The following is a 21,148-nucleotide window of genomic DNA, read 5'->3' as shown; positions in this document are numbered from 1 at the left end:
CCGGCTGGGCGATCCAGTACTCCGCGGCGTCTATTGCGGAAGCGGCCGGCGCCGCGGAGTACCGGATGCGCCGCCCCAGTGCGCAACAGCGCACAAGGAGGGGCATGACGGAAAAATTCAACTCAATACGCGTTCTCGTTCTTGGTCAGCAGCGAGATCGGCGTCTTCAGCAGAATGACGAGATCGAACAGCGCCGACCAGTTCTCGATGTAATAGAGGTCGAACTCGACGCGCTTCTGGATCTTCTCTTCGTTGTCGATCTCACCGCGCCAGCCGTTGATCTGGGCCCAGCCGGTGATGCCGGGCTTGACCCGGTGGCGGGCGAAATAGCCGTCGACGGCTTCGTCGAACAGGCGGCTCTGCAGCTTGCCCTGCACCGCATGCGGACGCGGGCCGACCAAAGAGAGATCGCCGGAGAAGACCACGTTGAAGAGCTGCGGCAGCTCGTCGAGGCTGGTCTTGCGGATGAAGCGGCCGACGCGGGTGACGCGCGAGTCGTTCTTGGTCACGACCTTCGAGGCCGTCGGATCGGCCTGATGATGGTACATTGAGCGGAACTTGTAGACGTCGATGCGCTCGTTGTTGAAGCCGAAGCGCTTTTGGCGGAACAGCACGGGTCCGGGGCTGTCGAGCTTCACGGCCAGCGCTACCAATCCCATCACCGGCAAGGCCACGAGCAGCGCGAGGGTGCCGACCACGCGGTCGAACAGCCATTTCATCACCAGGTCCCAGTCGGTGATCGGCGCCTCGAACACGTCCAGCGTCGGCACCTCGCCGATATAGGAATAGGAGCGGGGGCGGAAGCGCAGCTTGTTGGTGTGTGCGGAGAGGCGGATGTCCACCGGCAGCACCCAGAGCTTCTTCAGCATCTCCAGGATGCGCGTCTCGGCGGAGATCGGCAGCGCGAACAGCACGAGATCGACGCGGGTGCGGCGGGCGAATTCGACGATGTCGTCGACCTTGCCGAGCTTGCGCGCGCCGGCACAGGTGTCGAGCGCGCGGCTGTCGTTGCGGTCGTCGAACACGCCGAGCACATGGATGTCGGAATCCTCCTGCTGCTTCAGCGCCTCGACCAATTGTTCGCCGTTGCGGTCGGAGCCGACGATGATGGTGCGGCGGTCGAGCCGGCCCTCGCGCCCCCAGGCGCGCACCAGCGAGCGCAGCACCAGACGCTCGCAGAGGAGCGCGGCGAGCCCGAGGACGTAAAAGGCGGCAAGCCAGAGCCGCGATATTTCGCTGCCGAACTTGGCGAAGAAGGAGATGCCGATGAACAACAGGAAGACGAACGACCAGGACGAGATCATCCGCGTCATCTGCCGGAGCTGACCGCGGAACAACTGCACCTGATAGATGTCGGCGGCTTGGAAGCAGACCACAGCGGAGACCGCGACGGCGATGATCTGCGCGGGATAGATCCAGCTGAAGGAGCCGGCGTGCGGCATGACATAGCCGAGATAGAGTACGATGCCGACGAGGCTCAGCAGCGCGAAATCGGCGAGGCGCACGAAGCCGGTGATCACGATCGGCGAATAGGCGCGGGCGACCTTCTGGTTGACGACGTCGAGCGCGGCGGCCGAGAGCCGTTGACGCCGCTCCACAAAGGGCCGGTCAGCCGGCTTCGCCGCGGCGCTGGTCGCGGCATCGAGCATCGAGCGTGCGTTGAGCGGTTCCACGGGCGTCCACGTCCATTCCAAAAACCCGCGGGCCACGTCCTTGCGTCCCGGGCGAGCATCCCCTGGCGCTTGGATTATCGGACAAATCGGAAGATTCTCTAAAGCGGGTCTTAAGAATGGTTAGTGATTGGTAAATGCGTCGCGATAGCCCGCGAGCACGCCCTCGACCATGGCCTGCTGGGAGAAATGCGCGGAGATGCGCTCGCGAAGCGTCAAGGCGCGTTGCGCTGTTCCCAGCGGATTGTCGAGCGCGGCCGCGATCGCCTCCGCCATGGCTTCCGCGTTGCTCGGCGCAAACAGCGCCGGGTTCTCCGCGCCGAAAATCTCGGGAATGCCGCCGATCTTGGACGCGATCATCGGAATGCCGGCGGCACCGGCCTCGATCACGACATAGGGCATGGAATCGCCACGCGACGGAACGACCAACAGCCGCCCCTTGGAGAAGCCGTAGCGTGCCTTGACGTGACCGATGAAGCGGATGGCGCTGGAGAGGCCGAGCCTCTCGACCTGCGCTTTCAGCGCGGCGGTCTCCTCGCCGTCGCCACCAAGAGTGAGTGTGACCTTCTTGCCGCCCTCGTGCAGGCGCGCCACCGCGTCGACCAGCAGATCGGCGCCCTTGATGTGCCTGAACTCACCGACATAAGCGAGGTCGGTGGCGTCGTCGGCCATGACGACAGGTTCGAATTCCTCCGGCGTCACGCCGTTGAAGACGCAATGCACCACGCCCTTCGGCTTGCCGACGATGCGCTGATAGGTGTCGCGGGCAAACGCGCTTTCGAACAGGAACAGGTCGGTCGCATCCATCAGCGCACGCTCGAGCCGCGCGTAAAACTCGCCCTTGAGGGTGTTGAGGGGATAATGCAGCGAGCCGCCATGCGGGGTGTAGATGCGGATGGTGTCGTCGGATCGCCGCCGCATGCGGATGAAAGCGCCGGCCTTGGCGCCGTGGCCATGCATGACGTCGGGCTTGAGCGTGGCGATCAGGCGCCGCAAGCGGAACCAGACCAGCACATCGTCGGGCGACGGTTCGCGGCGGATCGCCATCCGGTGCACGCCGAGCTTCAGCCGCGGTGCGAGCTCGGCAAGGGCCTTGTCGGCGCGCTCACCGCCGGTGAGACTGTCGGCGAGAATTCCGACGTGATGGCCACGATCGACCTGGCCGTTGGCGACGTCGAGGATGTGGCGGAAGATGCCGCCGACCGGAGCGCGCACGGCGTGCAGGATGCGAAGCGGCTGGTCGGGAGAGGGGGGCATGATCAAAACCAGCGCTCGACGGCGAATGCTCGAACAATCTGACGAAATATCGAGACGGATTAAGAGGCCTCGTGGTTAACAAACGGTGACGGACGCACCTGCGCGAGCCGCCCGACGCTGCGATTAACCCAGCGGCAACCTTAATGGAGTGTAATCGCCCTGGTTGAGGTAGGTTCGTGGCGTTGCGCCTGCGGGAGTGTTCGATGCGTTTAGCGTTCTGGCGTGCCGGCAAGGACAAGGCGGTGGTCAAGCGGGCTGTCTCGAAGGCAGCAGCCAAGCGGGCTGAACTCGAGCCCAGCATTGAAGCAAAGCCTGCGCCCGTTGCTCCGCGGCCGGCGCCGGTCGAATCCGGCGACATCGACCTGCACGCGCTCGGCGCGGCATTGGCGCGCAAGCGCGGCTGGATCATCGTTCCGACGGTGCTGGCGCTCGTCGCATCCATCGCAATCGTCAATCTCATCACGCCGCGCTACAAGTCTGAATCGCGTATCCTGATCGACGGCCGTGAGAACGTGTTTCTGCGGCCCAATAGCGATCGCGCCGAGGAACGGCAGGCGCTCGACGCCGAAGCCGTCACCAGCCAGGTGCAGCTCGTGCTGTCGCGCGATCTCGCGCGCGAGATCATCAAGAAGAACAAGCTTGCGGAGCGGCCCGAGTTCGATCCGGTGCTGCAAGGCGTTTCGCCGCTGAAGTCTCTTGCGGCGCTGGTCGGCATCGGCCGCGATCCGTTCTCGATGACGCCGGAAGAGCGGGTGCTGGACGCCTATTACGAGCGCCTCCAGGCCTACGCCGTCGACAAGTCACGCGTCATCGTGATCGAATTCCAGTCTGCCGATCCCGATCTCGCCGTGCGCGTCGCCAATTCGATCGCCGACGGCTATCTCGTGCTCCAGCAGGATGCGCGCCAGGACCAGGCCCGAAACGCCAGCCAGTGGTATGCCGGCAGGATCGACGAGCTGCGACGGAATGTCTCCGAGGCCGAAGCGAAGGCCGAGGACTTCCGCTCCAAGTCGAGCCTGTTCGTCGGCACCAACAACACGACGCTATCGAACCAGCAGATGGGCGAGGTCAACACCCAGCTCAACAATGCGCGCGCGCTCAAGGCCGATGCCGAGTCCAAGGCGCGCCTGATCCGCGAGATGATCCAGAGCGGCAAACCGATCGAATCGTCGGAAATTTTGAACTCGGAATCGATGCGCACGCCTTCGCAGCAGCGCGTGGCGTTGCGGGCCCAGCTGGCCGAGCAATCGTCGACGTTGCTCGGCAACCATCCGCGCATCAAGGAGTTGAAGGCGCAGCTCGCCGACCTCGACACCCAGATCCGCGACGAGGCCGCCAAGCTCGCCCGCACGCTCGAAAACGATGCGCGCGCCGCCAGCGGGCGCGTTCAGGAATTGTCGGCGAGCCTCGAGCAGCTCAAGAAGCAGGCGACGGCCACCAACGGCCAGGACGTGCAGCTCCGCGCCCTCGAGCGTGAGGCCAAGGCGCAGCGCGACCTGCTCGAAACCTATCTCGCGAAGTACCGTGAGGCCAACACCCGCGAGACCATCGACACCGCGCCGACGGATGGCCGCATCATCTCGCGCGCCGTCGTCTCGAACACGCCGGCCTATCCGAAGAAGCTGCCGATCGTGCTGATCGCGACGATCGCGACACTGCTGCTCTCGTCGGGCGTCGTCGTCACCGGAGAGTTGTTGCGCCAGACCGCGCCCCGTGCGGTGGCGGTGTTCACGCCAGCCCTGACGCGGGCGTCGGCTCGCCAGGAACAAATCGTCCAACCGGAGGTCGTCGAGCCCTTCGCCGATCCGGTCGTCGATCCGGTCATGGCAGAACCCGCGCCGCTGCAGCCGGAGATGACGGCCGATGCCGATGTCGCCGAATTCGCGGAGATCGAGCATCTGGCCGACAGCCTGCGCGCCGCCGGAGCCATGGCGAAGAAGGTCACGGTGCTCGGCACTGCGAGCGGCGAAGCCATCACGCTGTCGACGCTGACATTGGCCCGGCACCTGGCGCGCGATGCGCGGGTCGTCGTGGTCGATCTCGCCGCGTCCTCGCCGACCATGGCCGCCGTGTCCGTCGATGCCTCGGCACCCGGCCTCGCCGAACTGATGCAGGGCGAGGCGTCGTTCGCGCAGATCATCACCCGGGACAAGCTCTCGCGGCTGCATCTGGTCATGGCAGGCCGCCCCGGCTTCGATCGCAGCCTGTTGCAGTCGCCCCGCGTGACGCTCGCGATCGACGCGCTGCTGCGCGCCTACGACCACGTGCTGCTCGATGCCGGCAGTGCCTCCGACCTTCCTGCGGAGCTCCTGACGGCGAATGCCCGCGCCGTCGTCGTGCCCGACGCGTCGATGGCGCCGGATGCGCGCGCACTGATGTGCGAGCAGCTCAGCGCCGTCGGATTCAATGAAGTGACGATGCTGAACAGACCGGTGCAGCCGTCGGATGCGAGGGACGCGCCGCGCGTCGTGGCGGCGTAGGCGTTTCTTACCCTCTCCCCCTGTGGGAGAGGGTGGCTCGCCGCGATAGCGGCGAGACGGGTGAGGGGTCTCTCTCCGCGCGTGCCTCTCGCATTTTGACTTGCTGATACAACCCCTCATCCGGCGCTTCGCGCCACCTTCTCCCACAAGGGGAGAAGGTGGGCAGTCGTGCAATGGCGAGAGCTACCCGAACGCTCGCCGCAGCCGCTGCGCCAGGTCGAACAACATCTGGTTCTGTTTCACCAGCCGCTTGCCGTGGCTCAGCGAGGACATCGCCATGGCCGCGAGCTTTCCGCGTGACGTCAGCGGAACGAAACTGTCGAAGATGTCCTGGTCGTCCTTGCAGAACATCCGCTTGTACTCGTCCGAGCCGATGCCGAGGTCGAGCGAGCGGTAGCCGCGCTCGGCGCAGCGGTCGATGATGTAGCGCATCAGGATCAGCCCGGGGCTGTAGCGGGCGTGCTCGGACATTGTGTAGGTGTTGAACATCATCGAGAAGCGCTGGCCGTCTGCGACGCCAGCGAAGATTGCGATCACCTCGTCGTCGCATTCGAGCGCGTGGATGTCGATGACGCGGCCGTCGCCGCGTGGTGCAAGGCAGGCGCTGCGGACGAATTGCTCGACGCCGGGCTCTGCGAAGACGTTGGGCAGCTTCTGTTCGGCCATCCGAGCCGGCTTGATACGGAAGAACCAGTCGAGCAGGCGGGTGATGTCCGCATCGGTGGTCGCCAAATGATAGCGATAGCCGGCGAGCGCCTGGAGCTTCTTCTCCTTGCTCTTGAGGCGGCGGCGGAAGGAGTTGCTGATCCGCGATGCCGGCGGACCGCCCGGTTCCATCGTGAGCAGCGGGCAGCCGTTGATCGCGCTTTGGCGCGGCAAATGCGCGAACGGGTTCTGCTGGTCCTTCCAGTGCAGCGGCTGCTGCGTCAGTGCGAGCACGTCGGCATGTTCGTTGAGCGGCGCAAGCAGCGCGTCGAGATCACCGCTGGCGACCTGCGCTGCAAATTCGGCGTTCCACAAGCCCATGTTGAAGGTCGTATGCTTGCCGCCCATGAAGCAGGCGGTGCGCACGCCGTGGCTTTGGCGCAGCGAGAGCGGCAGCAGCAGCAGCGGCCGATGCTCGGAGTCGCGGGCAATGACGATAAAGGGGCGGGCGCGTTCCTGCTCGCCGACCAGACGCTGCCAGGGACTGAGCAGATCAAATCGCTGATAGGGCGTGAAGAGATGACCGGGCTGCTCGAAGGCGCGCCAGACGGCCTCGGCCGCGCCGAGATCGGTCACGATATCGACATGCGCGATGCGGCCCGCTTTCGACTGCGCTGGCAATTCTGCCGTCCGGCTTTGCATCGCCGCAGCCATGGTCATTCGCGAACCTGTCGAGAAATCAAAAATATGCGTAATTCGGCCTGTGGCCGACCTTTGCAAAGAAATGTCAACAAAGGGTAATGACTATAAGAGGGGACCGGCCGCCGACGGGCGCGAGGTGGGACATTGGCATCCGACGACAGATGGCTGGAACGGCTGCGACTTGAGCTGACCTGGTTCACGGGCCAGGCTGCGCTGCGCAGTCGTGGAGCCGGCGCCATCCTGCGCTTTGCGCATGTGCGGTCGCGCCGGCGCGGCGGGTTTCAGCCGCTGCGCGAGAACGAGATCACGCCGCATTTCCTCGATCGCGCCATTCGCGCGCTGAAGCGGTGGAACTATGATTTCGTCGGCATGGACGAGGTCTGCCGGCGCGCGGTGACGCTGTCGGAACAGCGGCGCTTCGTGGCACTCACCTTCGACGGCGCCGGCAAGGATCTGATCGACTTTGCCTATCCGGTGCTGGCGCGCCACGCCGTGCCCTTCACGATCTATGTGCCCACGGCGTTTCCCGACGGCGTCGGTGAGGCCTGGTGGCTCGGACTCGAACGGGTGATCGCGCGCGAGAGCCGTGTCAGTCTCTTGATGGGCGAGAAGGAGCAGCGCTTCACTGTGACTGGCAACGCGGAGAAGCAGGCGCTGTTTTCGTTCCTCGAGGCCTGGCTGCGCTCGCTGCCGCCGGCGGATGTGTCGGCTGCGATCGCAGACCTCTGCACGCGCTACCGGGTCGACCTTGCCGCGCTCTCACGCGAGGCATCGATGAATTGGGAGGATATGGCAAGGCTTTCGGCCGATCCGCTGGTGACAATCGGCAGTGCGACCGTGAACTATCCCGTTCTCGCCAACATGAAGGATGCGGCCGCGCGGCGCGAGATGACGATGGGCAAGGCAGTCGCGGAAGCGGCCTTCGATCGCGACATCCGGCATCTCGCCTTTCCGTTCGGTGATCGCGCCTCGTTCCGGCGCAGCCATGTCATCATGGCGGAGGAGGCCGGTTTTGCCAGCGCGGTGACGACGATCCCGGGCGTGGTGGACGCGGAGGGACGCACCAATCTGCGCGCGCTGCCGCGCATTTCCTGGGATGGCCGGGTGCGCTCGCTGCGCATGATGCGGGTGCTGGTGTCGGGGGTCGCTTTTGCGCCGGTGAAGCCGACCGGGACTGCTGCGACCTAGAAGCGCTACGAACTGGAAGCGCTACGAACTCGACTTGGCCCGATCGGGCCGCTGCATCCAGCTCACGATCGGCATGGCCGGCAGCACCCAGCCCATGCCGACCACCACATAATAGATGGCCTGGCGCCAGCCGGACTCCGCGATCCACGGCATCTGCGCCAGCGCCATGCCGAGCAGTGCCCAGACGGTGGCGAGCACCAGGAGCAGGATGGTGCCGAGGAACTTGCGAGTGCGGATCGTCATGACGGAATATCGCGGCTTTCGCGTAACTTGCGCTGCGGGAGCGGGGGACTATAAGGGGCACGCAGTCCGGTTCAAGCTCTGGTTTTGCCTCGAATGACGACGAATTCCGCCCCGTCCGAGCCGTATCGCGCCGTGCGCTGGTGGCTGATCTCAGTGGCTGCGCTGATCGCGCTGATGGTACTGGTCGGAGGCGCAACGCGGCTGACGGAATCCGGGCTCTCGATCGTCGAGTGGAAGCCGGTCACGGGCAGCGTGCCGCCACTTTCGGAAGCGCAGTGGACGGCGGCCTTCGAGGCCTACAAGACGATCCCGCAATATCGCGAGCTCAACGCCGGCATGAGCCTGTCCGAGTTCAAGGAGATCTTCTGGTGGGAATGGAGCCATCGGCTGCTCGGCCGTTTCATCGGCGTCGCCTATCTGTTGCCGTTCCTGTTCTTCCTCTGGCGCGGCGGCCTGTCCGGTGAGTTGAAGCGGCGGCTGTGGCTATTGTTTGGGCTCGGCGGCCTCCAGGGCGCGGTCGGCTGGTGGATGGTGGCCTCGGGGCTGTCCGAACGCGTCGAGGTGTCGCAATATCGGCTGGCGACACATCTTATGCTCGCGCTCGTGATCTTCGCCGGCATCGTCTGGACGGTGCGGCGGCTCGCCGGGCGTCCGCAGATCGCAGCATCGTCGCGGCTGCGCTTTACCAGCGCCTTGCTCCTCGCGGTGACCTTTATCCAGATCTATTTTGGTGCTCTGGTTGCGGGCCTGCGCGCGGGCCGCGCCTACAACACCTGGCCGCAGATCGACGGCGCGTTCATTCCCTCGGCGGAACGGCTGTGGTTCGAGACGCCGTGGTGGCGCAACATGTTCGACAATGTGCTGACGGTGCAGTTCGAGCACCGCATGACGGCCTATGCGCTGTTCGCGCTGGCGGCGTTGCACGCGTTCGATGCGGTCCGTTCACGCGCGGGTTCTGCGGCAAGCGGCGCGCTCTTGCTGCTGGGCGCGGTCAGCCTGCAAGGCGTGCTCGGCATCCTCACGCTGCTCAACCAGGTGCCGATTGATCTCGCGCTCGCGCATCAGGCAGTTGCGATCGTGGTGCTGACGCTTGCGGTGATGCAGACAGAGCGGCTCGCGCCGCGTGGCGCAACCGAAGCGCAGCCGCGCGCCGTTCCCGTCGGTCAGGCCGGCTGATCGGATCTGCTCTTCAGCAATAGCCGTAGATGCCGCACGAGTAGGGCAGGCGCCAGAAATAATCGACCTGCTTCCCGCCGTAATACGCGCCCTGGTAATCGTAGTCCCAGGGGCGGCCGTAATAGCCCGGCAGCGTGTGGGAGCCCGGGAGCAGTGGCGTACCCGGCAAATTGCGGATGTAGCTGCCGATGCCGTAGGCCGGCGAGATCAGCGCATCCGGATCGGTCTCGACATAGACCTGCGGCGGCTCCTGTGGCGGAGCGGCCGCCCGCCGCTTTGGCGTGGCCGGCAAATCGGCGGCAATCGCAGCTGAGACCGTCAGCATCGCCGCAAGCGCAGGCACCATCCAGCGCAGCATCGTCGGCTCCGAATCAAAGGGGCGATCCAGTGACGATGTATGCGGCAGATATGGTTAATGACTGTTAACTGGAGCCATATTCCGGGGCGCACTCAGGCGCCCCGGAATGACCAGGACAGCTACGTGCCCAGCGCCTGTTCCAGATCGGCGATCAAATCTTCCTTGTCCTCGATGCCGATCGAGAGCCGCACCACGTCGGGGCCGGCGCCGGACTTGACCTTAGCGGCGTCGTCGAGCTGGCTGTGCGTGGTCGAGGCCGGATGGATGACCAGCGAGCGGGTGTCACCGACATTGGCCAGATGCGAGAACAGCTGCAACTTCGACACCAGGCTGACGCCCGCATCGTAGCCGCCCTTCAGGCTGAAGGTGAACACGGCGCCGGCACCCTTCGGCGCGTATTTGCGCGCGAGCTGGTGGTACTTGTCGCTTGCAAGGCCCGCATAGTTCACCGCGGCCACCGCCGGATGGCCGGCGAGGAATTCGGCGACCGCTTTCGCATTGTCGCAGTGCTTCTGCATGCGCAGCGGCAATGTCTCGATGCCGGTGAGGATCATGAAGGCGTTGAACGGCGACAGCGCGGGTCCGAGGTCGCGCAGGCCGAGCACGCGGCAGGCGATCGCGAAGGCGAAATTGCCAAACGTCTCCTGGAGCCGGATGCCGTGATATTCGGGCCGCGGCTCCGATAGCATCGGATATTTGCCGCCTGTCGACCAGTCGAAAGTGCCGGCATCGACGATGATGCCGCCGATCGAATTGCCGTGGCCGCCGAGAAATTTCGTCAGCGAGTGCACGACGATGTCGGCGCCGTGGTCGATCGGGCGGATCAGATAGGGCGAGGCCAGCGTATTGTCGACGATCAGCGGGACGCCCGCCTTGCGCGCCACCGTCGAAATCGCCTCGATGTCGGTGATGCTGCCGGCGGGATTGGCGATGGACTCGATGAAGATCGCTTTCGTGCGCGGCGTGACCGCGCGCTCGAAGCTCGCGATGTCGTCGGGATCGGCCCACACCACGTTCCAGCCGAAGCTCTTGAACGCGTGGGTGAACTGGTTGATCGAGCCGCCATAAAGCTTTCGCGCGGCGATGAACTCGTCGCCGGGCTGGAGCAATTGCTGCAACACCACGACCTGCGCGGCATGGCCCGAGGCCACCGCCAGCGCGGCCGTGCCGCCTTCGAGTGCTGCGACGCGCTCTTCCAGCACCGCGTTGGTGGGATTGCCGATGCGGGTATAGATGTTGCCGAAGGCCTGCAGGCCGAACAGAGAGGCGGCGTGGTCGGCGTCGTTGAAGACGAACGACGTCGTTTGATAGATCGGAGTCGCGCGCGCACCAGTGGTGGGATCGGGCTGTGCACCGGCATGCACGGCGAGGGTCGAAAATCCCGGAAGGCGATCGCTCATTGAGGGCGTCCTGTTCTCGTGGTCTGAAATCGCGCGGCATGCTGATTGGCGCCGCGGCTGCCGTCAAGGCGCGGCTTCACATCGGAACGATCGTGCTACGCATTGTCGCGTTCGCGAAATGAAACCTTCGCAACTGCGTCAGCTTTGCTCGGTCTTGTTTTTGGCGGCGCGGTCCGATGCCGCGGTTTCGCCGCCGCCGACACTCATCCGATTGAGGGATAGCCGCATGCCCTGCGTCGGCACCGGAGCGCGTTTCGAGCTCAGCGTGCGTGAATTGACGCCCATCCACGAGATCTCCGACGACAGGCGGCCATATTCGATCTTGGGGCAGCGGTTCATCACCACCTTGATACCGACCGATTCCGCCTTCAGCGCCGCCGCGTCGTCGCGTGCCCCCAACTGCATCCAGATCACCATCGGCAGCGGATCGAGCGTGAGGGCTTCCTCGACCACGGGCATGATGTGGCTGGAGTTGCGGAAAATGTCGATCATGTCGACGGGACGGCCGATGTCGGACAGCGAGGCGACGAAGGGTTTTCCGAGCAGCTCCTTGCCGACATGGCCGGGATTGACCGGGATCATGTCGTAGCCACGCTGGGCCAGATATTTGAACGCGAAATAGCTCGGCCGCACGTTGGCCGGCGAGGCGCCGACCATCGCGATCGATTTCACGTTGTTGAGGATGCCCCGGATGTAATTGTCGGGATAGGCGTCGTGGTTCATTGGCTCATCTTTTCGGGCTCATCTTTCGCCGTCATTGCGAGGAGCGAAGCGACGAAGCAATCCAGTCTGTCTCCGAGGAGGGATTCTGGATTGCTTCGCTTCGCTCGCAATGACGAATTACTCATCCCGCCATGTCGGCGTGCGCTTCTCGATGAAGGCGCCAATGCCTTCCTCGGCGTCGCGCGCCATCATGTTCTCGGTCATCACCTCTGCCGCATAGCGATAGGCATCTGCAAGGTTCATCTCGGCCTGGCGGTAGAACGCCTCCTTGCCGAGCTTGACGGTATAGGCGGATTTCAGCGCGACCTGTTCGGCGAGCGCAATGGCGGCATGGCGCTCGCTGCCGGCGGCGACGACACGATTGACGAGCCCGATCTCGCGAGCGCGTGCGGCCGGGATCGGCTCGCCTGTCAGCAACATCTCCATCGCCTGCTTGCGCGGCACATTGCGCGACAGCGCCACCATTGGCGTCGCGCAGAACAGGCCGATGTCGACGCCCGGAGTGGCGAAGTGTGCTGCTTCCGAGGCGATCGCGAGATCGCAGCTGGCCACGAGCTGGCAGCCGGCGGCAGTGGCGATGCCCTGGACGGATGCGACCACGGGCTTGGGCAGGTGCACGATCGCCTGCATCATCGCGCTGCAGGCGGTCATCATCTCGGCGAAGAAGGCACGGCCGCGATCCGGGTCGGCGCGACGCGCGGTCAGCTCCTTCATGTCGTGGCCGGCGGAGAAGGCGGGACCGTTGGCCGCGATCACGACGCCGCGGACGGACTTGTCGTCGCGGATCTCGTTGAGCTCGGCATGCAGGCTTGCGATCATCGCCGCCGACAGGCTGTTGCGGGCGGCCGGGCGGTTCAGGGTCAGGACCGCGATAGGGCCGACGGTCTCGCGCAGCAGGATCGGCAGTTGCGGGGAGGGGGCGCGGGCGGCCTGGACGGACATCAAAGCGTTTCCGGTTGGATTATTGCGATTGGATGACGCAGATAACTTAATGTAACAGGGGACGTGAAGCGAGGGTGAGGGGCAGCATGGCGTTAGCGAAAATGAGCGTGGCGGAGCTCGAGCAGTTCCTCCGCAACGAGTTTCCCCAGGCCTTCAGCGGCGACGACATCACGATCGAGAGCGCGGACGGTCAGGCCTGCCTTTTGCGTCAGCGCTATAGCGAAAAGATGCTGCGGCCGGGTGGAACCGTGTCCGGCCCGACCCTGATGGCGCTCGCCGATTTCGCGATGTACGTGGTGCTGTTGTCCGCGATCGGGCCGATCGGGCTCGCGGTGACCACCAATCTCAACATTAACTTCCTGCGCAAGGGCCAGCCCGGGCAGGACGTGCTGGCGGAGGCGCGGCTGCTCAAGCTCGGCAAGCGCCTCGCAGTCGGTGAGGTGAAGCTATTGTCCGGCACCTCGCCCGATCCGATTGCGCATGTCACCTCGACCTATTCCATTCCAAACGTTTGAACTTTTTACGGGTATCTTAATACCATATTTCTAAGTCGTTGATATTGAACAAGTAAATTCCGCCTTTGGGCATTGACCGCGGCGCCTCTGTTCTCTAGAAAACCGCCAGTCCGGTGCGGTGTTCGCGCCGATGCTCCCCGTTCACGGAAACTCTGACATGAAAACCTTTTCGGCAAAGCCGGCTGAGGTGACGAAGAAGTGGGTACTGATCGACGCCAAGGGTCTGGTCGTCGGCCGTCTCGCCACCATCGTCGCCATGCGCCTGCGCGGCAAGCACCTCCCGACCTACACCCCGCACGTTGATTGCGGCGACAACATCATCATCATCAACGCGCAGCATGCGGTTCTCACCGGCCGCAAGCGCGAGCAGAAGACCTATTACAAGCACACCGGCTATGTCGGCCACGTCAAGGAGCGCACCGCGCGCCAGATCCTCGAGGGCAAGCATCCCGAGCGCGTGCTCGAGAAGGCCGTCGAGCGCATGATCCCGCGTGGCCCGCTCGGTCGCGTCCAGATGGGCAACCTCCGCGTCTATGGCGGCGCCGATCATCCGCACGATGCCCAGACGCCCGAGAAGATCGACATCGCCAAGTTGAACCGCAAGAACACGAGGGCCGCATAACATGGCCGAATCCATCCAGTCGCTCGACCAGCTCTCGCAGCTCAAGACGGCGGCCGCGCCCGACGCGCCCAAGCACGAGAAGAAAGTCGACAAGTTCAACCGCGCCTATGCCACCGGCAAGCGCAAGGACGCGGTCGCCCGCGTCTGGATCAAGCCAGGCGCCGGCAAGGTCACGGTCAACGCGCGCGAGGTCGAGGTCTATTTCGCCCGTCCCGTGCTGCGCATGATGATCGAGCAGCCGTTCTCCGTGGCCGCGCGGTCCGGCCAGTATGACGTGATCTGCACCGTCGCCGGCGGTGGTCTGTCCGGCCAGGCCGGTGCCGTCCGTCACGGCATCTCCAAGGCACTGACCTATTTCGAGCCGGAGCTGCGCACCGTGCTCAAAAAGGGCGGCTTCCTCACCCGCGACTCCCGCGTGGTCGAGCGCAAGAAGTACGGCAAGGCCAAGGCCCGCCGGTCCTTCCAGTTCTCGAAGCGTTAATCGCATCGGTCGCATTCGTCGCGAAAGCGGCTTCAATGAGATGCAAAAGGGCGCTGATTTCAGCGCCCTTTTTGCTGTTCGTTTGTATGCAAATTGATGACGTGTTTCCTGAAAACTTGGGCTCGCATGAAAACCTGAATGGAACCCGCGGGACATAGCGTCGCTTTTGGAAGGGCGCGCAAATCGGTTGATCCGATCGCGTAACTGCTATGTCTAGAAGGGGGCCGACATGATGTCGCTCGATAGCATCACGCTCTATTTGGTCGCCACCATGGTCGCCGCACTGCTCGGCGCCATGATGGTGTTTTTCGGAAGGCAGGAGAATAGCGCTGCGCTGAAATGGTGGGGCACCGCCTATCTCCTCGGCGCCGCATCGGTCGCGCTCTGGACGGCGGCGGGCGACAGATTGGGGCCGCATCTTTACCTTGCGCTGAACGCGGTCGGCTTCGTCGCGTGCGGCATGGTGTGGAATGCGGCGCGCGTCTTCCACGGCCGCAAGCCGAATTGGCCGGGTCTCCTGGTCGGCGCGCTCGCCTGGGTCGCTGCCGCCACGTTGCTCGATCCCGCCGCGTCCATGCTGCGCATGATCGTCGGCGCCGGCATCGTGTCGGTCTATGCGGCGTTGACCGCCAGCGAGCTCTGGGTCGAGCGACGCAAGAGCCTGCAACGGCGCTGGCCGGCCTTCGTGGTGCCGGTGATGCACGGCTGCGTCTTGATGCTGCCGATCGTGCTCGGCAGCTTCCTGCGTCCGCACGATGCGGGTTTCGCCAGCAGCATCTGGGTCACCGTGTTCGCGGTCGAGCTCGTGCTTTATGCCGTCGGCACCGTGTTCGTGATCTTCATGCTGGTGTCCGAGCGCACCGTCACCGCGCACCGGACCGCCGCCTCCACCGATCCGCTGACCGGCATGCTCAACCGCCGCGGCTTCTCGGAAGCCTGCGGGCGCGTGATCGAGCGCGAGGCAAAGGCCGGACGTCCCGTGACCGTGATGATCTTCGATATCGATCATTTCAAGTCGATCAACGACCGGTTCGGCCATCCCGCCGGCGACGAGATGCTGAAACTGTTCTCGACCGTCGTCGTCAGCAATCTGCGCATCAGCGACATGTCGGGTCGCATCGGCGGCGAGGAGTTCGCCGCCCTCCTGCCGTGTTCGCTCGAGGAGGGCGTGCTGGTCGCTGAGCGCGTGCGCGAGGCCTTCGAGACCTCCGGCGTCGTCGTCGACGAGGGCCCGGTCGACACCACCGTCAGCATCGGCGTCGCCGGCGGTCCGGCCGGCACCGAGCTCGAAGTGCTGCTGGCCTCGGCCGACACCGCGCTCTACCAGGCCAAGCGCGGCGGCCGAAACCGCGTCGAGTCGGCGGAGGAGCTGCCACTGTCGCTGGAGAACTGGCGCCGCCAGAGCGCCGCGCGGATCGGCGTGCCCAACACGCAGTCCAAAGCGCAGCCGGCGACCGCCTAGGCAAAGGAGGCCTCGCGGTAATCCCCTGTTTACCATTCGATCCCTACCATTGCGGTCATGGAATCGATCCGTCGACGGAACCCGCAGACCGCCTTGATGTCGCTCGAAGCCGCGGCGACTTCGGCACGCGGCGGCTTCGCGTGCCTGTTCTCGACCGCGGACGAATACGAGAGCGCGCTGATCACCGAGCGCCGCGCCCAGGGGCGCTACACGCAAGGCCGCAATTACTGGCCGCTCGCGTTGTTCGCCGGTTGTGCGCTGATGGTGGTGGGCACCGTTCTGCTGCTCGCCTGAGTGATCTGCATTCTTGGACCGGGCAGGGCGCCGTTTCGGCGCCTTTTTCTTTGTCGCGGGCTGCGGTAGACACGCCCATCGAACAAAATGGGTGGAAACAGATGATCACCGAGATCGCGCAAATCGACGTCAAGCCGGGCAGCGAGAAGGATTTTGAGGCCGCCGTTGCCAAGGCGAAGGCCGCTTTCGGCCGCTCCAAGGGTTTTCACGGTTTCGAGCTGCACAAATCGATCGAGAAGCCGCAGCGCTATCGTCTGATGGTGAAGTGGGAGACGCTCGAGAACCACACCGTCGATTTTCGCGGCTCCGAGAATTTCACCGAATGGCGCGGCCTCGTCGGCCAGTATTTTGCGGCACCGCCTGAGGTGGAGCACACCGAAACCGTGCTCATCACCTGAGGCGGCTCAGGCCGCCTCCGCCAGAGGCGGCGCTTCATACGTCTTGAAATGGTCGATCACGACTTTGGCGATGGCGACCAGTGGCAGCGCCAGCGCCAGGCCCCAGATCCCGAACACGACGCCGAGCAGGATCTGGAACGCGAACAGCGTGGCCGGCGGAATGTCCAGTGCCTGCCGCTGCAGCAGGGGCGTCAGCACGTAGCTCTCCATGGCGTGGACGCCCATGAAGAGGAGAAACGCCGACAGCGCCGGAATCCATCCTGAGGCGAGGCTCGCCAGCACGACCACGACGCCGGCTATGATGGCGCCGACGGTCGGAATGAAGCCGAGCAGTCCCGCCTGAATCCCGAGAATGAAGGAGCCCGGGATGCCGATGATGAGAAGCCCGATCCAGGTTACCGCGCCGACCGCGAGCATGACGATCATCTGTGCGATCAGCCATCGTTCAAGTGTCTCGCTGACGCGGTCGATGATGACGGCCGTGCGCGCGCGATGTTTTGCAGGCGCGATGAACAGCAATCCCTCGCGATAGACGCTGGGTTGGGCGGCGAAGGCAACTCCCAGAAACAGCACGATGAAGATGTTTCCCACGCCGTGGATGGTGCCAAGCAGCAGCTTGAACGTCTGGCTCACGATCGCCCCGCCGCTGGAGGCAAGGGCGCCTGCGCCGGGTATTGCCCCGCGCGACGCCGTGCCGGCCGACGGCGTCGGCTCCGGTTGCGCGTCGGGAGACGAACCGGGTCCGGAGCTCCCGAAATCGAAGAAGCTGGTGTCGATGCCGTGATTGTCCAGGAATGATTTGACGTTGCCGATCTGGGATTTGATGGTTTTGCTGAGTCCCGCCGCCTGATCGGCGATGGTGGCGCCGCCGAGATATGCGATGCCCGCGAGCATCAGCGCGAGGGCCAAGCAGACGATCGCGAGCCGCAGCGTATGCGGAAGACGCGCGTGCCGGCCAAGCGCGTTGGTCAGCGCGTTGAGCCCAAGGCCCAGCAGCACCCCGGCGAAGATCAGGAGCAGGGTGGTCGCGAAGTACCAGGAGAACGCGAGCAGCACGGCGAACAGCACCACACCGATGCCGCCGACCGAAATGCCCCAAGCCAGATCAAAACGGGTCGGGGGTCGTTCATTCGGGAATGTGATCACGCAATGGCCTTTAGGTGGAACGGGGGGCACCCTTTCGACAAACACGCTTTTGATCAAGACCGCGTCAACGCGCTGGTTTGACGCTGCCGTATGAACGGTGCAGACCGACGAGGAGAGAACAGGTGGGGCGCGCTTGAGTTTCATCAGCAAATGGGTGGGTCTGCTCGGGCTTCTGGCCGTGCTCGTGATTGGCGACCAGATCCGGATCAATCGGCCCGGTCACAAATATCGCCTCGGGGTCGAGGTGACGACGCCTGACGGGATCAAGACCGGGTCGGGCATTCTGTCCGTCGTGCCCGATCGCGGCTATAGCCGGGGCGGCCGCACCACGATGCGCGGCGAGGCCGTGTTCGTCGACCTCGGCCGGGGAAAGAATGTGGTGGCATTGCTCGCGCATCAGCAGGGCGCGAAGCTCGATCTCGACGACATCAACTATGTCGCGCTCCGCGCTTATGGCGCTGCGCGAGGCAACCGCGTCTCGTTCAACGAGCTCAACCGGCAGACCGGCGTCGTCGCGGTGCAGGGCGACCTAATGCCCGTGCTGGTGAGCTTTGGCGATCCCCTGGACCCTACGACCGCGCGCCTTGTCGCCGGCGACCATGTGGAGGCGGTGCTGGGCGACGGTTACGCACTCCGTGGCCTTACCGCCGAAATAGTGCCCAACGGGCTTTGGCCGATCGATTTCGGTGGCGCGCTCGGGGAGCCCGTGACGCGCGGAATCGAGACGAAACTGCCCTGGTTGGCTGCGCCGGGCGACCCGGCGGCGACCGCGCTGAAGACCGCCGGCCTGCCCCTTGGCGGCGCGATCGTGGCCCGGGAGGCATTTGCGCGAAAATAGCATTGCCGTCCCGCGTACCCTTCTGTTGAATTTGTTCCACCCCAGGGGCATGTTTGGAGAATCGTCTTCGGCGAGAGGTCTGAACGGGAGATGAGAAAGCCGGTCGTCGGCGTGATCGGGAACGCCCATCGCGTTGAGAATCGATTTCAGGTCCAGATGGTCGGCGAGCGTAATCTGCGCGCCGTGGCCGAGGTTTCCGGCGGCCTGCCGGTGATGTTCGCGGGCTCGCCCGACATCACCGATATCGGCGCGCTGCTCGATACCGTCGACGGAATCGTGCTCACCGGCGCCCGCGCCAACGTCCATCCGACCCGTTTCAACGTCGATCCGTGTGAGGCGCACGAGCCCTACGACATCCACCGCGACGAGGTGGCGCTGGCGCTCTCGGTCGCCTGCGTTGCCCGCGGTATCCCGCTGTTCGGCATCTGCAGGGGCCTCCAGGAGATGAACGTCGCCTTCGGCGGCTCGCTGCATCCCGAGATCCGCGAAATCCCGGGCCGCATGAACCATCGCATGCCAAGGCTTGAGAATGGTGAGATCCATCCCGACCCGACAGTGGTGTTCGCCGATCGTCACGACGTCGATCTGACACCGGGCGGCGCGTTCGCGGAATTGCTCGGCTGTGACAAGATCAGGGTCAATTCGCTGCACGGCCAGGGCATCCTCGATCCCGGCAAGCGCGTGCTGATCGAGGGCATTGCCGAGGACGGCACCATCGAGGCGATCCGCATCGCGGAAGCCAAGACCTTTGCGCTCGGCGTGCAATGGCACGCCGAATACGACCCGCAGCACAATCCGATCAACCGAAAACTGTTCGAGGCGTTCGGTCAGGCCATGGTGGCGAAGCAGCGCGCGGCGGCGTAGCTGCGGGGCTGCGCCGAGGCCTATAAGGCTATCGATCGTTGCGACCGGCGGCGGAGGATTGGCGATTTTCGCAAACAGGCACGAGAACTAGTCTCCAGGATGGATTTCGCGGCGCTGAATGCATCCTGCGAATTACCAACAGCGCTCGCGATCTCTCGGGCGCAATAAACCAGATATCAAGAATTGATGCGCGCCAGTTTTCTCGATTCCGATTCGTTCTTTGAGAACGAAATGGAGTCAGACGCAGAACGAAACTCGATGACCACAAAAAAGGCGCCCCGAGGGGCGCCTTTCGTGCGTCGTGGTCGTTCGGGCCGCCTAGCCCGAATAGTACATCTCGAACTCGACCGGGTGCGGGGTCATTTCGAAGCGGGCGACTTCGGTCATCTTCAGCTCGATATAGGCGTCGATGAAATCGTCGTCGAACACGCCGCCGTTCTTCAGGAAGCCGCGGTCCTTGTCGAGGTTTTCGAGCGCCTCGCGCAAGCTGCCGCACACCGTCGGGATCTGCTTCAGCTCTTCCTTCGGCAGATCGTAGAGGTCCTTGTCCATCGCCGGACCCGGATCGATCTTGTTCTTGATGCCGTCGAGGCCAGCCATCAGCATCGCGGCGAAACCGAGATAGGGATTGGCGAGCGGATCGGGGAAGCGCACCTCGACACGCTTGGCCTTCGGCGAAGCAGTGTAGGGGATCCGGCAGGAGGCCGAGCGGTTGCGCGCGGAATAGGCGAGCAGCACGGGAGCCTCATAGCCCGGGACCAGACGCTTGTAGGAGTTGGTCGACGGATTGGTGAAGGCGTTGATCGCCTTGGCGTGCTTGATGATGCCGCCGATGTAGTGGAGGCAGGTCTCCGACAGGTCGGCGTATTTGTTGCCGGCGAACACCGGCTTGCCGTCCTTCCAGATCGACTGGTGCACGTGCATGCCCGAGCCGTTGTCGCCGAAGACCGGCTTCGGCATGAAGGTGGCGGTCTTGCCGTAGATGTGCGCGACCTGGTGGATGCAGTATTTGTAGATCTGCATGTGGTCGGCCATCAGCGTCAGCGTGTCGAACTTCATGCCGAGCTCGTGCTGGGCGGAGGCGACTTCGTGATGGTGCTTCTCGACCTTCACACCCATCTTGGCCATGGCGCCGAGCATCTCCGAGCGCATGTCCTGCACGGAATCCTGCGGCGGCACCGGGAAGTAGCCGCCCTTGGTGCGGACACGATGGCCGAGATTGCCGCCTTCATATTCGGTGTCGGAGTTGGTCGGCAGCTCCGAGGAGTCGAGGCGGAAGCCGGTGCTGTAGGGATTGGCGGAGAAGCGCACGTCGTCGAACACGAAGAATTCGGCTTCGGGGCCGACGAAGACGGTGTCGCCAACGCCCATCGACTTCACCATCGCCTCGGCCTTCTTGGCGATGCCGCGGGGATCGCGGTTGTAGGGCTCGCCGGTGGTCGGCTCGAGCACGTCGCAGGTGATGACCATGGTGGTCTCGGCGAAGAACGGATCGATCGTCGCGGTCACCGGATCGGGCATCAGGCACATGTCGGACTCGTTGATCGCCTTCCAGCCGGCGATCGATGAGCCGTCGAACATCGTGCCTTCGGCGAAAATGTCCTCATCGATCATGCTGATGTCGAAGGTGACGTGCTGCCACTTGCCGCGCGGATCGGTGAAGCGCAGGTCGACGTATTTGACGTCGTTGTCCTTGATCGATTTCAGGACGTCTTTGGCGGTCTTCATGCATACCCCTTTTGGC

21 protein-coding genes are annotated in these 21,148 nt (G+C 64.3%); 11 read left to right on the top strand and 10 right to left on the bottom strand.

The genetic code is table 11. The features are described from left to right. Positions 1-122 precede the first annotated feature (122 nt). Complete coding sequence (locus ACIPUD_RS26010) at positions 123-1,673, bottom strand: undecaprenyl-phosphate glucose phosphotransferase (protein WP_446481797.1); 1,551 nt, start codon at positions 1,671-1,673, stop codon at positions 123-125. Positions 1,674-1,793: 120 nt separating this feature from the next. Continuing rightward, positions 1,794-2,927, bottom strand: coding sequence for a glycosyltransferase family 4 protein (locus tag ACIPUD_RS26005; RefSeq protein ID WP_085362135.1), 1,134 nt, complete (start codon positions 2,925-2,927; stop codon positions 1,794-1,796). Between the two features lie 203 nt (positions 2,928-3,130). On the opposite strand from ACIPUD_RS26005, the gene ACIPUD_RS26000 reads away from it, so the two are divergent. Beyond that, positions 3,131-5,407, top strand: a complete 2,277-nt coding sequence (locus ACIPUD_RS26000) for a GumC family protein (RefSeq protein WP_446481796.1) — start codon at positions 3,131-3,133, stop codon at positions 5,405-5,407. Positions 5,408-5,590: 183 nt separating this feature from the next. Here ACIPUD_RS26000 and ACIPUD_RS25995 read toward each other — a convergent pair whose 3' ends face one another. Further along, on the bottom strand, positions 5,591-6,772 hold the full coding sequence (locus ACIPUD_RS25995) for a GNAT family N-acetyltransferase (RefSeq protein ID WP_247336897.1): 1,182 nt from the start codon (positions 6,770-6,772) through the stop codon (positions 5,591-5,593). Between the two features lie 126 nt (positions 6,773-6,898). Between ACIPUD_RS25995 and ACIPUD_RS25990 the strand changes: the two genes are divergently transcribed. Continuing rightward, positions 6,899-7,942, top strand: a complete 1,044-nt coding sequence (locus tag ACIPUD_RS25990; RefSeq protein ID WP_446481795.1) for a polysaccharide deacetylase family protein — start codon at positions 6,899-6,901, stop codon at positions 7,940-7,942. Positions 7,943-7,963: 21 nt separating this feature from the next. Here ACIPUD_RS25990 and ACIPUD_RS25985 read toward each other — a convergent pair whose 3' ends face one another. Continuing rightward, positions 7,964-8,185: a DUF2842 domain-containing protein gene (locus ACIPUD_RS25985; RefSeq protein WP_007603477.1), complete on the bottom strand. Its 222-nt coding sequence runs from the start codon at positions 8,183-8,185 to the stop codon at positions 7,964-7,966. 93 nt (positions 8,186-8,278) lie between these two features. Here ACIPUD_RS25985 and ACIPUD_RS25980 point away from each other — a divergent pair, with 93 nt between their 5' ends. Next, positions 8,279-9,361 (top strand): COX15/CtaA family protein, encoded by a 1,083-nt coding sequence (locus tag ACIPUD_RS25980; protein ID WP_085362103.1) that lies wholly within the window; start codon positions 8,279-8,281, stop codon positions 9,359-9,361. Positions 9,362-9,374: 13 nt separating this feature from the next. Here the strand turns inward: ACIPUD_RS25980 and ACIPUD_RS25975 are convergent, their stop codons facing one another. The 4 genes from ACIPUD_RS25975 to ACIPUD_RS25960 all read right to left on the bottom strand — a co-directional run bounded on the left by ACIPUD_RS25975 (position 9,375) and on the right by ACIPUD_RS25960 (position 12,784). Then, a complete protein-coding gene (locus ACIPUD_RS25975) occupies positions 9,375-9,719 on the bottom strand; it encodes a hypothetical protein (RefSeq protein WP_085362104.1) in 345 nt (114 codons plus the stop codon). Positions 9,720-9,838: 119 nt separating this feature from the next. Continuing rightward, complete coding sequence (locus ACIPUD_RS25970) at positions 9,839-11,119, bottom strand: O-acetylhomoserine aminocarboxypropyltransferase (protein ID WP_446481794.1); 1,281 nt, start codon at positions 11,117-11,119, stop codon at positions 9,839-9,841. A gap of 138 nt (positions 11,120-11,257) precedes the next feature. Continuing rightward, positions 11,258-11,842: a CoA-binding protein gene (locus ACIPUD_RS25965; protein ID WP_085384765.1), complete on the bottom strand. Its 585-nt coding sequence runs from the start codon at positions 11,840-11,842 to the stop codon at positions 11,258-11,260. A gap of 117 nt (positions 11,843-11,959) precedes the next feature. Then, positions 11,960-12,784 carry an enoyl-CoA hydratase gene (locus ACIPUD_RS25960; RefSeq protein ID WP_446481793.1) on the bottom strand — a complete coding sequence of 275 codons (825 nt, stop codon included), beginning with the start codon at positions 12,782-12,784 and terminating at the stop codon, positions 11,960-11,962. 86 nt (positions 12,785-12,870) lie between these two features. Here ACIPUD_RS25960 and ACIPUD_RS25955 point away from each other — a divergent pair, with 86 nt between their 5' ends. The 6 genes from ACIPUD_RS25955 (at position 12,871) to ACIPUD_RS25930 (ending at position 16,556) form a co-directional block, all read left to right on the top strand. Next, positions 12,871-13,299, top strand: coding sequence for a PaaI family thioesterase (locus tag ACIPUD_RS25955; protein ID WP_007603483.1), 429 nt, complete (start codon positions 12,871-12,873; stop codon positions 13,297-13,299). 157 nt (positions 13,300-13,456) lie between these two features. Next, positions 13,457-13,921, top strand: coding sequence for a 50S ribosomal protein L13 (gene rplM / locus ACIPUD_RS25950; protein WP_446481792.1), 465 nt, complete (start codon positions 13,457-13,459; stop codon positions 13,919-13,921). A 1-nt stretch (position 13,922) separates the two neighbouring features. Next, complete coding sequence (rpsI, locus tag ACIPUD_RS25945) at positions 13,923-14,402, top strand: 30S ribosomal protein S9 (RefSeq protein ID WP_007603485.1); 480 nt, start codon at positions 13,923-13,925, stop codon at positions 14,400-14,402. 229 nt (positions 14,403-14,631) lie between these two features. Next, the gene (locus tag ACIPUD_RS25940) at positions 14,632-15,864 is read left to right on the top strand and encodes a GGDEF domain-containing protein (RefSeq protein WP_018455119.1); all 1,233 of its coding nucleotides are present in this window, start codon (positions 14,632-14,634) and stop codon (positions 15,862-15,864) included. A gap of 57 nt (positions 15,865-15,921) precedes the next feature. Beyond that, complete coding sequence (locus ACIPUD_RS25935) at positions 15,922-16,158, top strand: hypothetical protein (RefSeq protein ID WP_446481791.1); 237 nt, start codon at positions 15,922-15,924, stop codon at positions 16,156-16,158. 101 nt (positions 16,159-16,259) lie between these two features. Then, the gene (locus ACIPUD_RS25930; RefSeq protein ID WP_018455117.1) at positions 16,260-16,556 is read left to right on the top strand and encodes an antibiotic biosynthesis monooxygenase family protein; all 297 of its coding nucleotides are present in this window, start codon (positions 16,260-16,262) and stop codon (positions 16,554-16,556) included. Positions 16,557-16,562: 6 nt separating this feature from the next. Here the strand turns inward: ACIPUD_RS25930 and ACIPUD_RS25925 are convergent, their stop codons facing one another. Next, complete coding sequence (locus ACIPUD_RS25925; protein ID WP_039799329.1) at positions 16,563-17,699, bottom strand: AI-2E family transporter; 1,137 nt, start codon at positions 17,697-17,699, stop codon at positions 16,563-16,565. A 136-nt stretch (positions 17,700-17,835) separates the two neighbouring features. Between ACIPUD_RS25925 and ACIPUD_RS25920 the strand changes: the two genes are divergently transcribed. Both ACIPUD_RS25920 and ACIPUD_RS25915 read left to right on the top strand, forming a co-directional pair. Next, positions 17,836-18,540: a hypothetical protein gene (locus ACIPUD_RS25920; protein WP_446481790.1), complete on the top strand. Its 705-nt coding sequence runs from the start codon at positions 17,836-17,838 to the stop codon at positions 18,538-18,540. Positions 18,541-18,630: 90 nt separating this feature from the next. Then, on the top strand, positions 18,631-19,404 hold the full coding sequence (locus ACIPUD_RS25915) for a gamma-glutamyl-gamma-aminobutyrate hydrolase family protein (protein WP_018455114.1): 774 nt from the start codon (positions 18,631-18,633) through the stop codon (positions 19,402-19,404). 318 nt (positions 19,405-19,722) lie between these two features. Here the strand turns inward: ACIPUD_RS25915 and glnA are convergent, their stop codons facing one another. Then, positions 19,723-21,132 (bottom strand): type I glutamate--ammonia ligase, encoded by a 1,410-nt coding sequence (glnA, locus tag ACIPUD_RS25910; RefSeq protein ID WP_007603494.1) that lies wholly within the window; start codon positions 21,130-21,132, stop codon positions 19,723-19,725. Positions 21,133-21,148: the final 16 nt, after the last annotated feature.

It is taken from the genome of Bradyrhizobium sp. CAR08 (assembly GCF_052871955.1).
The sequence above is the reverse complement of the archived record's forward strand: the minus strand, read 5'-3'. Positions and strand labels throughout refer to the sequence as shown.